The sequence below is a fragment of the Ammoniphilus oxalaticus genome (assembly GCF_003609605.1).
GTDB classification, from domain to species: domain Bacteria; phylum Bacillota; class Bacilli; order Aneurinibacillales; family RAOX-1; genus Ammoniphilus; species Ammoniphilus oxalaticus.
Window position 1 is genome coordinate 869,322 of sequence record NZ_MCHY01000008.1, and the last position, 12,815, is coordinate 882,136.

The window sequence follows — 12,815 nt, forward strand, 5'->3', positions numbered from 1 at the left end:
CTTATGTCCGGAACAGTGTTACTCAGTAACTATGGTGGAGAGGGGGGGGCACGAACATTGCTTGTCCAAGAAACTATCTTACGTGCTATCCGTCCTATTTTATTGAGGGGGGCTTCTTTCTGCGAAAATTATATTTCTTAGTTATAGCTTTGAGTATAGTTGTTGGTTGTTCATCAGGGGATCTTGAAAATATAAAAATTAATGAAATGAGTAGTTTTACGGAAATGAAAGAAAATTCGTTGATTACTTTTACAGACAAAAATATAGTTAACGATTTTAAGAAGGCATTCAAGGATGCTAAAAGGTTACCAGGAATGGTTAACGTAGTTGATCCTCAATATAGAGTTGAACTTGGAAGTGAAGCATATTTCCTATGGCTTAATGAGGCTGACGGGATGATTATGAATGTAGAAGAAACTCATACACTCCATATTATTTCAGAAAGTTCAACGGCTAAAATTAGAAACGTTACGACGATTAAGCCAAAACTAGAAATCAGGTCGACTAATCGCTTAATCTCACTTTTTATGTGATCGAATCGGTTAAAAGTGGCTCACTTTTAAGTTATCAATGCGAATGGTATATAGTTCTAATAATAATACCCAAAATAGAGAAGATGTTTCATGAATACCCCTTAAAAGTGAAGAGAATGAAGACGTTTATTTCCTTAATAATCCATAAAGTGGTTCGTTCTCAAGGTGGTTACACTGCGCTTTGTATTTTGGCTTTCTTGATTTTCCATTCATCAACACTCCTTAACCAGAAATCCTCAGAGTTACTAATCCTTACTACATAAAAAGTCGCTTTCCCTTACGTTAGGAAAGCGACTTTTTAGATTGATATTTCCCCTGTGATCATGCTTTTTACTTTTAAGTTCCTTTGATTGATTTTGAAAAAAATGTTGACTATTCAGTTGAACTGTATTAACTTATTATTAAGTTGAACTATATAGTAGAACTGAATAGAGGCTGAGAATATGAAACATAAATTATTGCCGTTGTCCGAAACCATGCACTATATTTTATTAGCTCTACGTGAGCCACTTCACGGCTATGCCGTAATGCAGAAAATAGAACAAATGAGTAATGGCAACGTTATTTTAGCGGCTGGTACATTATACGGCGCGATTGACAACTTGAACAAACATGGTTGGATAGAACCTGTTGGAGAGTCAGGTCGGAGAAAAGTTTATACGATAACTGCGGAAGGAAACGCCATTTTGAAAATAGAACAAAATCGGTTGCTGCATATTTTATCCCTATACGAAGGAAGTGAATCGAATGAAGAAATGTAACACGTTTTTTGATATAGAAAAAGAGGAGAAATGGCTGAACGATCATTTACAAAAAGGCTATCGTTGCACAAATATTAGTGGATTAGGAATATACACTTTCGAAAAAACCGACAAGAGATATGTAATGCGTCTGGATTATCAAGATTATTTATCAAAGAATAGATTCGTGGAATACAAAGTGATTTATGAGGATTTCGGTTGGAACTGTATAAAGGGGTCGCAATTTGGTGGAAAACACTATTGGCAAAAAGAAGATGATAATCAAAATGAAATCTTTTCAGATCGCCAATCAACTAGTAATTATTATAAAAGATTGATGGATTATTCATCAAGTTTCGCTATACTGTCATTGATTTTTTCATATATGATTTTAAAAGATTCTGGCTTATATTTAACGGAAGGTCTTTGGAATATGAAAGGTTCATTATTTTGGAAAGCATTTTTATTCGAAACGCCATTTGCCCTTTTAAGGTTGCTTCCCGTCTTTATGTTTGTTTTCTTTGGTATCAGTTTCTATAAAGCTTATCGAAAGTATTCATTGTTAAAAGAAAAATAATACGAGAATTAGAAAATAAGCAGACAGGGATCGGGTTGATTATTACATATGAATTGAGTCACATAAGCGGAGTTTTAAGCCAGTCAGTGCGGAAGAGCGAGCCACCTTCAGTCGGAGTTAGGTCCCAAAATCTACTGATCGGGCGCTATGCCTCTATCGAATATCCGATCTATTCAATAGCTATTCGACAGAGGACTAGCGCCCTTAGGCGCTTGAGCGTGAAAAGGTCCCCCGTCTACGTTTCCTTTTGCGCAGTGCCTTGGCTTTGGATCGCCTGGGTCATTGCGGTGATCGAGGCGGTGAGCGTTTCGATGCGGCTTTCGACGCGGGTGAGCAAATACCAGGAAACGAAGATGGGGAAACCTAGGTTGCTGATCAGCTGGATAAGATCCAGATGTTCCATGCGTGTAGGTCCCCCCTTTGTTTTTGGGTTGTTTTAGATTTTTATTAAATTACGCTTCTTGCACATCAAACGGTGTGACTGTGCGATGCGTGATCGCGGCTCCTTTGATCGAGACGATGCCGAATAGATCGGCGCCAATTTCGAGGACTTCTTCCATTTGCTGTTTGACTTCAGCGTCCGTTACATCTTCCCTTGCGGCGGGAACTTCAAATTTCACCGTCGTTCCATCGTCTTTTGCAAAATACAAAGCGATAACGGTTTCGTCAATTTCACGAGGCATGAGGCGCACCTCCTTTCGTGAGGAAATAGTCGTGAGGCGGGTCAACCGAGGCGGTTAACGGAAGGACATGGGACTTAGTTTGGATTTCAGTTACATGCGAATGACTTCGGATTCAGTCGCTAAGATCACGCGATCCAGCGGCAATTCAGATAGGACGGCGAGGGCGTCGCCAAAGGCTTGGACATTATCCAATGTCGCAAATTCGGAGTCGACGTTTTTGTATGAGCGGCTTTTGAAGATCGGTTTGCCTAAATCGCTGACTCCGACGAGAAACCCAAGCTTAATTTGCTTATTGTCTTTTGTCGTGTACATCATCTTGTTTCACCTCCCTTCAATCGGTTTTCTGAAGCTTATTGGGATACGGATACCCCTAGAGGAACGGGTCTGACCCCGGTCGGAACTTGTTGAACCTTGTCGACCAACCTCCTCTCACTTCATTGATTTAAGTATAGCGCCTTTCGTGTTGCTTGTAAACAATTGTTTTGAAATAATTTATTATTTTGAGTACAAAGGCATCACCTCCTTAAATTGACACGTCGAGCGAGTTCTTCCCATTTGACGTCATAGCCTAACGCCTCCGCGACTTTGCGGATCGGGGCGTAGGTCAGTCCATTTTCAATAAACCCCATCGCGATCGGGCGGCCATTGTCACAAATCGAAACGAGCGATTTTTCTGTTTGCAAATCTTTCATGAGTAGCGTCCATGGAAAAAGCGGACCCGGGCAATACACTTTGTTCACGGAATCGATTTCGTTGTGTCCGATGATGTAATCGCGGGTGAGCGGGACCTGCCAGCGGGCGGCGATCTGTTTGATCAGCCAAAGTCCCGCCTGGTATTGCGCTTCATCGAGCGTGCCGCCGCGGTCTTTTCCTTCAAATTCAATCGTGATCGTGTAACGATTCGGATTGCCGCGCCGTTGTAAAATAAGCGGAGCGGTTGGCTTCAGGACCCGCCCGTTCGTCCAGGCGCCGTCCGTTTCTTTGACGTATTGATGGATCTCGCCGTTGCGCCCGACACCGTAATGGCTGCTCACTTGGGTGGTCGGATTTTGAAAATGGGCGAGCGTGCCCGCCATAAACCCGGCCATCGTATGCAACACGATTAGCGGTGGGGTCGGCGGCAGGGTGGTTATGGAACGGACATTGGGCGTGAAGTTTGGGCTCGGTTTCCAGACAATAGGATGCATTGAGAGTCCTCCTTTTAGTGTTGGCTTTGTTCTGTATAGGATGGATAGCTGAAAGAGTTAACGTGATCGATCGGTCGGTTGCCGCGCCTCAGTCGGCGGATGTCTGCACCCAAAATGATAAAAAGCGGGCGGTCCATACGGACAAGGGACAAGGTCGCCATTGAGAAACAGAGCAACGGTCAGACCACAGGCAGGGCAACGTTTATCGCCGTATGTGGGTTGCTTTGAAAGATACGGATTCATGAGCCTAACGCCTCCAATTTTCGTAAGAGATCAGCTGCGATTGCTTGTTGTTCGGGCGAGAGCTTGTCCTCTTTGTCGGTAGCGAGACCGAGCTCTTGCCGCTGTTGTTGCTTGATGACCCATTCGGGCAGATCAGAACCACGCCGTTGTGAGGATCTGGAAGAAGGTCGAGTTGGACCTATTCCCGTGATTGGCCCCCTTGGCAGAGAAGCCTCTCTCGCGCCGAGCGTTTGCGATGATCGTTGTGGCTGCGCCTGCATCGACTTTTTCCTGTTGGATGAAGCACTGTTCCATTCGTTATGTAAAGATTTCAAAAGATACGCCCCAAAGTTTTTTACGTGACGGTATTGGAGACAAGCATAGATTTTCTCTAGAAATTGCGGTTCATTGAATAGCGGATGATCTTTGCAGTCGTTGAAGGCTTGGACGATCGTTTCTTTTTTGTCTGACAGTTGATCGTCTTGATCAATAATTGCTTCCATCGTTGCAGGGAGCGGCTCAGCAGGTTTTTCAACAGTCTGCTTTGACTCCCCTTTTTCTAGTGTAACGGTTGGCGTTTGTTCATCGAGATTGGGAGTAGCGGCGACAATGACGTAAGGTTGCGGTTGCACAGGCGCATTGTGGACAATGAGACGCAGTTCTTGTTTGGAATGAGGCGCTCGTTGCAAATAAACGAGTCCAAACGAAAGCAAAGGATGAAGAATTTTTCCGTAAAAAGTTGATTTTCCTGTCTGCAATTTTTGGATGATTTTGTTCAGGGAGGTAGGGATCAGGTGTGACGTTAGCTCTCCCTCGCTCTCATTCATTTCGGTAACCCAGCCTTGAAATTGGATCCAGGCAAGCAAAGCTTTTTCACCTAATTTTGGAAGCCACTCAGCTAAAACAACAGGATCGAGTAGAGGACGAGGACCATGTACTGTTTGTGAGTTCATGAGATGATAACCTCCATAGCGGATTAAATTTGTTTGGTACATGTGATGGAGGGAGGATGGACCCTACCCTAGTTCATCTTTCTTTTACACGAATGATAAGCATCAACAATCGAGACTACAAATTCAGGATCTGTTTCCATGATAACAATGACGTCCTGTAATAATTGGGATTGATATTCAAAATGATCTGATCCGTAAGTGTATACTTCTCCAGGTGTCAGACCTAACACATCTATTATCTTTTGAAGTGTTTCTTGACTCGGCGACTTCCTCCTTTGTTCAATCTTCTGAATGTGAGAGTAACTGCAACCTGTCCTTTCCGCTAGTTGTTCCTGGGTAAGCTGCTTGGCCATTCTGGCTCGTCGAATGTAAAACCCAATATGCTTCATCAAATCACTCCCTTTAATTTAAGTGTAAACAATGAAAGAAGATCTGAACAGGCACCACAGGTGTGAGTTTTCGCTAAAAAAGGTGATTGTCTCACACTTTCTAGGTGTAACGCATTGTCGAATTGAGTCTGTCCTCCCACATCTCTTTTAATTTACCAAATGTAGGACTTTTGCGCTGGGGAAAAACAGGAATAATGTGACAATTATATGAAGATCATAGATCAATCTATCTCTTTTAATCTTATAAATCTTTATAGATCTAACGGACTGGTTTTAAATCGGGACTAGTTCTCGTTTGGACCAGTTTGTCTATAACAAGGAAACATGCCTAGCCCCCGTCAAATGAGGGTTGGCGTTATTTAAATTAAATGGCGGTTTTAAAAAAGACTGGTTTTGGATTAGAACCAGTCCAAGGGAGGGGAGGGGGCAGCCGCTCGGCGGATATGAGCGATCTTATGCTTGTAGCGTTTGTAAGAAAGAGGCGCATATCGTAATCGTCGGGCCAACTTTGTTGTGAATATTTACCTTAAATGATCAAATGATATAGATGAAATTCCCAAAGTAAGCTACAGTATTTCTATTGACCATGTATGGTTCGTTTGCGCCGCGCGAATTAAAGCGGGAGCAATATGGAAGAGAGGGTACGACATTGAGTGATAAGCAAGTAGCGCAACCAGATCATACGGCAGTAAGGGTGGCTTTGTGGCGCGCGATGCACCTACAAGTGGATTCGCCGCCCTATGTATTTGAAGACAATATCGGACTGGAATTGATTGCGCCGAAAGAAGATTGGCGTCAACGCCCAGATATGGATCCAGTGGGTACCAGTGGTTTTCGAGCATCTATCGTGGCCCGCGCGCGTTTTGTTGAGGATATCGTTTTAGAGCGGCTCGCTCAAGGGATTACGCAATATGTTATCCTTGGGGCGGGATTGGACACTTTTGCTCAAAGGAGACCAGAGCTTTCCTCGAAGTTGAAAATCTTTGAAGTGGATGCTCCAAGCACGCAAGCATGGAAAAAGCAACGCCTTATGGAATTGGGTTTTGGAGTACCTGACTCGTTACACTTTGCCCCCGTTGATTTCGAAAAGGGCGCGTCTTGGTGGGAGCAGCTAACAAGCGTCGGCTTTGACACAAATAAGCCCGCTGTGCTTGCAGCCACAGGGGTCACGCAGTACCTTACACACGATGCGATTGTTTCGATGTTGCGTCGGACGGCGCAGCTTGCCCCAGGCTCCACATTGGCTATGACATTTCTACTGCCGTTAGAGCAGACCGACTCTGAAATCCGATCCGAAGTGGAGGAGGCCAAGCAAGGAGCGCGCGCGAGCGGCACACCTTTTATTAGCTTTTTCACACCTTCAGAAATGACAGCGTTGGCGCGTGAGCTCCGGTTCCGCGACGTTTGCCATGTATCTGCCGCAGATTTAAACGAACGCTATTTTAGCGACCGAACAGACAATCTACGGTTGCCGAGCGGGGAGGAATTTTTACTTGCGATGACATAGCGTTGATCATAGAAGGATTTAACCGCTCAGGGCGCACCGCTTTGGCGCTTCACCTAGCTAAGGGGGCTAGGCCCCCTCAAAACGAGTAACCGAATGCATCGGGTAGTTAGTAATAGTCTGCTATTTTTTTTCATTTGTAAATAATAAAAGCTGAGTGATGAGAGCTAGAATGGGTAATTCCAATAATGGTCCTATAACGAGTGTTAAAGCGATTAAGGGTTGATTTGGAAAAGCGGTCATAGCAATGGCTAAGGCAATGGGCGAATTTCTTGCTAAGATCGTTAAATTCAGACTGGCTCTGTCCTTGTATGGGAACTTCATAAACTGTCCGACCTTTTGTCCGACAACAAAATTAATAATGAAAAATAAAAGGATCGGGACGGTGATTTGCCACATTAGATCTAAGTGATCTAGCAATAGTTGACCTTGAGTAGCAAACATAGCAACGATGGCGAGACTAAGCAAAACAATCGGTAACATGCTGAGATGAGAGATGAGATAATCCCTAAACTGTTGCTTGTTTCTCAAGACGATTTTTGTAAGAAAAGCTAAAATGAAAGGTAAGAATAAAGTAATTAAAATACTTTTGATCAGCAATGAAAATTCTATAACCCCTGTCGTTCCTCCGAAAACAAGAAGATAAATAGGCAACAAAGTGACTTGCAAGACGAGGTTTAGAGGTAAAATAGCTGTTGCTAATGCCACATTTCCTTTGGCTATTCCTGTGAAAATTAAGTACCAATCCGTACATGGTGTAACCATCAGCATCATAAATCCAAGATAGAGCGCAGGATTGTCACTTAAAAATAATAATGCAAGAAGCCACGCTAACACGGGGGTCCAAACAAAGTTAATGATCGCTGCAGTGTACGTAAACTTCATGTTTTTAAAAGCCTTTTTTATTTCTTCGATTGGAATCTGTAAGAAGGTAATATACAGCATAGCTACTAATAGTGGGACAATGAAATTATCCGCATTCGCTCGTATTAGTTCTACTTGTCCTATACTTATCCCCATCATTACGGCTACGAAAATAATAAGGGTGTATAGCTTTTCGAATAATCCCATTGATGCAATCACACCTGACGATAACAATTTAAACACATATCATCTTATCATTCCTTAGAACGGATAAAAAGGTGTTGGCTAGTGGAAAGTAAGCTCTAAACTAGCAAGGCGAATGAACGAAATTGAGGAAATAGTGTAGCTCGTTTCCCGCCTTGACATAAATATCTATTAACTATATATTAAATATAGCTTTAATAGATGCACTAGGGGTGTTATTTAACTGAGATGAGTTTGAACTCAAACCCTTTGAACCTGAACTATTTGAAACTAGCGTAGGAAAGTGTAACTTCTAATACATACTTAAAGAGTGGTCAGTCTTATTCTTAATATGTAGTTATTTTTTTACGCAATTTTCCTATGGGGAGGTTGTGTATTTTTTATTTTATCGATCATTTTGTTTATTGAGTTTCATCAAAAAAGTAAAAATAGAGGAGTGGGTACGATGAGTAGGACGGTTCTCGTAACAGGTGGAAGCAGAGGTTTAGGGGCGGCGATTGTAAAGACATTGGCGGATCAAGGATTTAATGTAGTGATCAATTATTATCAAAGCAAAGAGGCTGCTGAAAAGCTTGCTTCCGAAATTGGCTCAGAAAAAGCGGTTGCTATTCAGGCCGATGTAACCAATCGCGCGGAAGTAGATCGTCTCATAAAACAGGGAACGGAACATTTTGGCCAGATCGATGTTGTCGTTAACAATGCGTTGGTAGATTTCAAATTTGATCCAACGGAACAGAAGCCTTTTCCAGAACTTTCCTGGGAAGACTACCAAAAACAAATTGATGGCACGTTAAAAGCGGCATTTAATATCGCTCAAAGTGTAATCCCTCAATTTATTGATCGAAAAAATGGAGGCATCATCAGCATAGGTACTAACTTATATCAAAATCCTGTTGTGCCTTATCATGAGTATACGACGGCTAAAGCTGGACTGATCGGATTCACGCGTAATATCGCTGTTGAGTTGGGCCAATATGGGATCCGAGCGAATGTCGTTTCAGGCGGATTATTAAAAACGACGGACGCCAGCGCGGTGACCACGCCAGAAGTATTCGATCTGATTGCGCAATCAACGCCATTGAGAAAAGTGACGACACCGCAAGATGTAGCCAACATGGTCGCTTATTTAGCTTCGGAAAATGCGGACGGAGTGACAGGTCAAAATATTACTGTTGACGGTGGATTGACAATGAACTAATCGCGCTTCAAACACAATAGACACCCCCTTTTTTAATAAAGAGTAGACGAGACAATTTATCATGATGTGTTTTGAGGTGTAAACAAATGATAGATAAGAAAAAACAATTGCACATCGGTGTTTTGCTAATTGGATGTGGACACCACCAAGCTGCGTGGTTAATGCCTGACTCAAGTGTTGAAGATATCGGAGATGTTTCCTATTACCAATACTTGGCTCAAGTAGCGGAAAAGGGGCTCTTTGACGCCGTCTTTTTTGCTGATAATCAATCCTTTCCAGCTAATGATCCGAGTGTAATGCCTATGTTTTGGTTGGATCCGATTGTCAATTTAACAGCGATCTCCCAAGTGACTAGTCATGTGGGATTAGTATCAACGATCTCAAGCACTTTCGCTAATCCATTCACCGCCGCGCGCCAACTTTTAAGTTTGGACCATATTACAAAAGGACGCATCGGTTGGAATCTCGTGACATCCATGACAGATTTAGAGGCATTCAATCATGGTATGGATGGATTGCCTCCCCATGAACAACGCTACGAGAAGGCGGATGAATTCGCGACTGTTATGAATAAACTATTTGATTCGTGGGACACTGAAGATTTTATACACGATCGAGCAGGAAATCGATTGATCAATTCATCAAACATTCAGCCGATTCATCACGAAGGCGCCCATTTTAAAGTGCATGGTCCACTGACCACGCCAAAAAGTCCGTATGGCAGACCGGTAGCGATGCAAGCGGGCGCCTCTGAATATGGCGTTGCCTTAGCGGCGAAATATGCCGATGCCGTCTATTCCGTGTCGTGGAACTTAAAGCAAGCCAAAAGATTCCGCGCAAGATTAGATGAACAATTGCGACAAAACGGAAGTGATCGACATATTAAGGTGTTTCCAGGCTTAGTCACTTATGTCGGTCACACGCGTGAAGAAGCTCTAGCTAAAAAAGCGGCCTTAGATGAGCGGCTACCGATTGAAACAGGTTTAAAACAATTGAGTTTCTTTGTGCGACAAGATTGTTTAAACTGGGACATCGACAAACCTGTGCCAACCTTACCGCCAGTCGAAGAATTTACAGGACCGAGTGGACGTTATCAAACGATCCTAGAAATTATCAACGATAGACAGCCGACAGTAAGAGAGTTGCTAGGCTATTTAAGCGCAGGCGGCGGACATCGCACGTTGATCGGCACACCCGAGGAAATTGTGGATGAGATGGAGATGTGGCTTGAAGAGGGCGTGGCGGACGGATTTAATCTCATGCCTCCGACATTTCCTGGTAGTTTAGAAGACTTTGTTGAACTGATCGTACCCGAAATGCAAAAAAGAGGCATATACAGAGAAAAATATGAAGGTCATACCTTCCGCGAACATCTAGGATTAGCATAATACATGATGAACCCCCTCACTAATGTGGTAGTGAGGGGGTTTTTGCGTACATTTCGTTAGGGAATTGGGATATGAGCGAGAATTTTAGGATATGGGCGACTTTATCGCCTCACTTTACGATGAGGATCGCCCTCAAAGTTTTTCACTATCCATTTTCGTTTTTCTTTTAAAATAAATGTCACAAAACAGGATACTGGTTTGTTATAAGGGTACAGTCGACTGAAAAACAATAGAGGGGGTGATCGGACTGTGCAGGACCTGGGTCAAAGGTTTGTGGTTGGTGGGGAAGATGAGCTTGAAGAGATCATGAGTCTTTACGGAGAAAAACTGCTGCGTTATGCGACGGCTATTTTATGTGATTATTATGAGGCGGAAAATATCGCGCAGGAAGTTTTTCTGTCAGCCTATCAAAATCGAAATACGTTTGATGGCAACAATCTTTCCGCGTGGTTGTACAAAATGACCTACCATCGTTGTTTAAATCAACGAAAAAGGTTTCGTAGAATCCTATATTTTCACGAAGTTCGCGTTAAAGACATTTCAGCTGAGCAGGATAAAGGGTTGAGTGATGAGACGCTTCGCGCTTTACAGAAGCTGAAACCGAAGGAGCGGGCGCTCGTATATGGACGGATCATAGAGGAGCAAAGTTACGAAGAATTATCTTTGTTGACGGGAAGTTCTCCCGTTGCTTTAAGGAAGCGGTACCAGCGAGCGAAGGAGAAACTACTTCACTATTTGAATGCTGAATATGGTAGAGAGGAGTCTCGATATGGACAAATATGATAGGGATGAACAAGAAATCCATCAGCTGCTTTCTCAAATTACGGTCGATTCAAGTCAACTGGCGGAACAGGTGAAAGATAGATTACAGGAGGAAAAGGAGGTCGTCGGCATGAGGCGTCAAAGATGGTGGACAAGGCCAGCGCTTGTAGGCGGATTGATGTCGGTCCTACTGATTGCGGGCACGGCTGCTGCTTTAGGGAATTTTGATTGGTTTATGCAGAGATTTAATCCTTCTTTTGGCGAAATTGTTGAATCGGTCGAAGCTTATAGTGAAGATGAAGGCATCCGAATGGAAGTGATCGGGGCCCAGAAATACGATAATCGGGCGATCGTCTATCTCTCTTTGCAGGATCTAACAGGGAAAAATCGGCTGACGGAACAGACGGATTTTAGAGAGGGGTTCGGTGTGAAAGTAAATCCACAGAGGGTGAACGGACAACAAGAGGTCGCCACGGGTTTTTCATATAGTCAAAACGTGATCTTTTTCGATGAGGATACGAACACGATTTATTACGAGTTTAATATCACGGCTGACGCTACCGCCCCGATGCAAGATCCGTTAGAGTTAGGTAGTTTCTTGATTTATTTTGACGGAAGAGATTATATGGAAGAACCGATTTCAGTAACTCTTTCTGAAGTTGAAAAAGCCAACATCGTCCCTATAAAAGAAGCGCAAATTTGGGGAGGAAGTAATCTAGGAGATGATTGGAGTTTCGTAACGAAGGTTCTCAATCCAGGGAATTATGCTGCTATGCCGCATGGGGAACAAGATCAATGGGTTTCTAATATCGGGAAGAGTGATGGGAAATTACATGTTCAGATTGGCAAGATCTATAACCAAGAGTTTGGTTCTACTGACGCGAATCTTTCATTAAAAGGTCCGAATGGTCAACTCATCCCTCCCGAATATAGTGTCGTATTGCTTGGTGATGATGAAGGCAACTTCGTTGATATTCAAAAAGGCGACTATAGCGATGCTCGATATAAATATGAAGAATTCATTTTTCCCGTAGATACAAAGGATCTCAGCGAATATACGCTTCTTTATACAGGCGCGGTCTACTCCGGTGTAAAAGGAAAATGGAAGGTAGCGGCGCATGTGAATGATCCGAGCCGATTACGCACGTGGAAAAATGACATTCCAGTTGAAGGACATCTATTCGAAATGATTACGCTTAGCCCGTTAGGGGTTGAAATCATCGGGACGTATCAGGGTGATCATTTCGTGTTCAGTGACATGTCGCTCGAAGTTGAAATGGTAGATGAGCTACTCATCCCGTTAAAAGGGGGAGGAGGTAGCGAGGATTCGAATAAACAGACCTTCCATGCGAGTTGGAGTACGAGTGAGCCACTCGCTGTTGAACAAGTGACAGCGATCCTGATCAATGGTGTTCGCATTCCTGTTCAATAGAAATTTTACAGATTGGTTGAACGAGATTATTTCATGAGAATTTAGAAATTCCCTCCCAGGCGCAACACAAGGGGAGGGAATTTTTTTATAATGTGTAACAACTTTCCAACTGGACTTTCGCAAATCGCCGCCATTTTCCCCTTTTTTCAGACGAGAAAATGACTCGGGGACACTTATTG

General features: G+C 43.2%; 16 protein-coding genes and 1 riboswitch. Of the genes, 8 read left to right on the forward strand and 8 right to left on the reverse strand.

The window, feature by feature from the left end:
* Window positions 1-149: 149 nt before the first annotated feature.
* The 3 genes from BEP19_RS10700 to BEP19_RS10710 all read left to right on the forward strand — a co-directional run bounded on the left by BEP19_RS10700 (window position 150) and on the right by BEP19_RS10710 (window position 1,850).
* Window positions 150-533 (forward strand): YhfM domain-containing protein, encoded by a 384-nt coding sequence (locus tag BEP19_RS10700; RefSeq protein WP_147393790.1) that lies wholly within the window; start codon window positions 150-152, stop codon window positions 531-533.
* Between the two features lie 443 nt (window positions 534-976).
* Entirely contained in the window at window positions 977-1,294 is a 318-nt protein-coding gene (locus BEP19_RS10705; protein WP_120189856.1) for a PadR family transcriptional regulator, read from the forward strand.
* Entirely contained in the window at window positions 1,281-1,850 is a 570-nt protein-coding gene (locus BEP19_RS10710) for a DUF2812 domain-containing protein (RefSeq protein ID WP_120189857.1), read from the forward strand. Before BEP19_RS10705 ends, BEP19_RS10710 begins: the two co-directional genes overlap by 14 nt.
* Window positions 1,851-2,085: 235 nt before the next feature.
* Here the strand turns inward: BEP19_RS10710 and BEP19_RS10715 are convergent, their stop codons facing one another.
* The 7 genes from BEP19_RS10715 to BEP19_RS10740 all read right to left on the reverse strand — a co-directional run bounded on the left by BEP19_RS10715 (window position 2,086) and on the right by BEP19_RS10740 (window position 5,284).
* Window positions 2,086-2,253 carry a YvrJ family protein gene (locus BEP19_RS10715; RefSeq protein ID WP_120189858.1) on the reverse strand — a complete coding sequence of 56 codons (168 nt, stop codon included), beginning with the start codon at window positions 2,251-2,253 and terminating at the stop codon, window positions 2,086-2,088.
* Between the two features lie 49 nt (window positions 2,254-2,302).
* Window positions 2,303-2,533 (reverse strand): DUF2922 domain-containing protein, encoded by a 231-nt coding sequence (locus BEP19_RS10720; RefSeq protein WP_120189859.1) that lies wholly within the window; start codon window positions 2,531-2,533, stop codon window positions 2,303-2,305.
* 90 nt (window positions 2,534-2,623) lie between these two features.
* Window positions 2,624-2,848, reverse strand: a complete 225-nt coding sequence (locus tag BEP19_RS10725) for a DUF1659 domain-containing protein (RefSeq protein ID WP_120189860.1) — start codon at window positions 2,846-2,848, stop codon at window positions 2,624-2,626.
* Between the two features lie 200 nt (window positions 2,849-3,048).
* On the reverse strand, window positions 3,049-3,720 hold the full coding sequence (locus BEP19_RS10730; protein WP_120190002.1) for an N-acetylmuramoyl-L-alanine amidase: 672 nt from the start codon (window positions 3,718-3,720) through the stop codon (window positions 3,049-3,051).
* A 57-nt stretch (window positions 3,721-3,777) separates the two neighbouring features.
* A complete protein-coding gene (locus BEP19_RS17405; RefSeq protein WP_147393791.1) occupies window positions 3,778-3,963 on the reverse strand; it encodes a hypothetical protein in 186 nt (61 codons plus the stop codon).
* Window positions 3,960-4,895 (reverse strand): hypothetical protein, encoded by a 936-nt coding sequence (locus BEP19_RS10735; protein WP_120189861.1) that lies wholly within the window; start codon window positions 4,893-4,895, stop codon window positions 3,960-3,962. The genes BEP19_RS17405 and BEP19_RS10735 overlap by 4 nt, the downstream gene beginning before the upstream one ends.
* A 68-nt stretch (window positions 4,896-4,963) precedes the next feature.
* Entirely contained in the window at window positions 4,964-5,284 is a 321-nt protein-coding gene (locus tag BEP19_RS10740) for a helix-turn-helix domain-containing protein (protein ID WP_120189862.1), read from the reverse strand.
* Window positions 5,285-5,933: 649 nt separating this feature from the next.
* Between BEP19_RS10740 and BEP19_RS10745 the strand changes: the two genes are divergently transcribed.
* The gene (locus BEP19_RS10745) at window positions 5,934-6,791 is read left to right on the forward strand and encodes a class I SAM-dependent methyltransferase (protein ID WP_120190003.1); all 858 of its coding nucleotides are present in this window, start codon (window positions 5,934-5,936) and stop codon (window positions 6,789-6,791) included.
* A 120-nt stretch (window positions 6,792-6,911) separates the two neighbouring features.
* On the opposite strand, the gene BEP19_RS10750 is transcribed toward BEP19_RS10745, so the two are convergent.
* Entirely contained in the window at window positions 6,912-7,859 is a 948-nt protein-coding gene (locus tag BEP19_RS10750) for an arsenic resistance protein (RefSeq protein ID WP_120189863.1), read from the reverse strand.
* Between the two features lie 195 nt (window positions 7,860-8,054).
* Window positions 8,055-8,155: riboswitch (TPP riboswitch) on the forward strand.
* Window positions 8,156-8,301: 146 nt separating this feature from the next.
* Between BEP19_RS10750 and BEP19_RS10755 the strand changes: the two genes are divergently transcribed.
* The 4 genes from BEP19_RS10755 to BEP19_RS10770 all read left to right on the forward strand — a co-directional run bounded on the left by BEP19_RS10755 (window position 8,302) and on the right by BEP19_RS10770 (window position 12,636).
* Entirely contained in the window at window positions 8,302-9,054 is a 753-nt protein-coding gene (locus BEP19_RS10755; RefSeq protein ID WP_120189864.1) for a 3-oxoacyl-ACP reductase, read from the forward strand.
* 86 nt (window positions 9,055-9,140) lie between these two features.
* Window positions 9,141-10,442 carry an LLM class flavin-dependent oxidoreductase gene (locus tag BEP19_RS10760; protein WP_120189865.1) on the forward strand — a complete coding sequence of 434 codons (1,302 nt, stop codon included), beginning with the start codon at window positions 9,141-9,143 and terminating at the stop codon, window positions 10,440-10,442.
* 249 nt (window positions 10,443-10,691) lie between these two features.
* On the forward strand, window positions 10,692-11,225 hold the full coding sequence (locus BEP19_RS10765; protein WP_245983479.1) for an RNA polymerase sigma factor: 534 nt from the start codon (window positions 10,692-10,694) through the stop codon (window positions 11,223-11,225).
* Window positions 11,212-12,636 (forward strand): hypothetical protein, encoded by a 1,425-nt coding sequence (locus BEP19_RS10770; RefSeq protein WP_120189866.1) that lies wholly within the window; start codon window positions 11,212-11,214, stop codon window positions 12,634-12,636. Before BEP19_RS10765 ends, BEP19_RS10770 begins: the two co-directional genes overlap by 14 nt.
* Window positions 12,637-12,815: the final 179 nt, after the last annotated feature.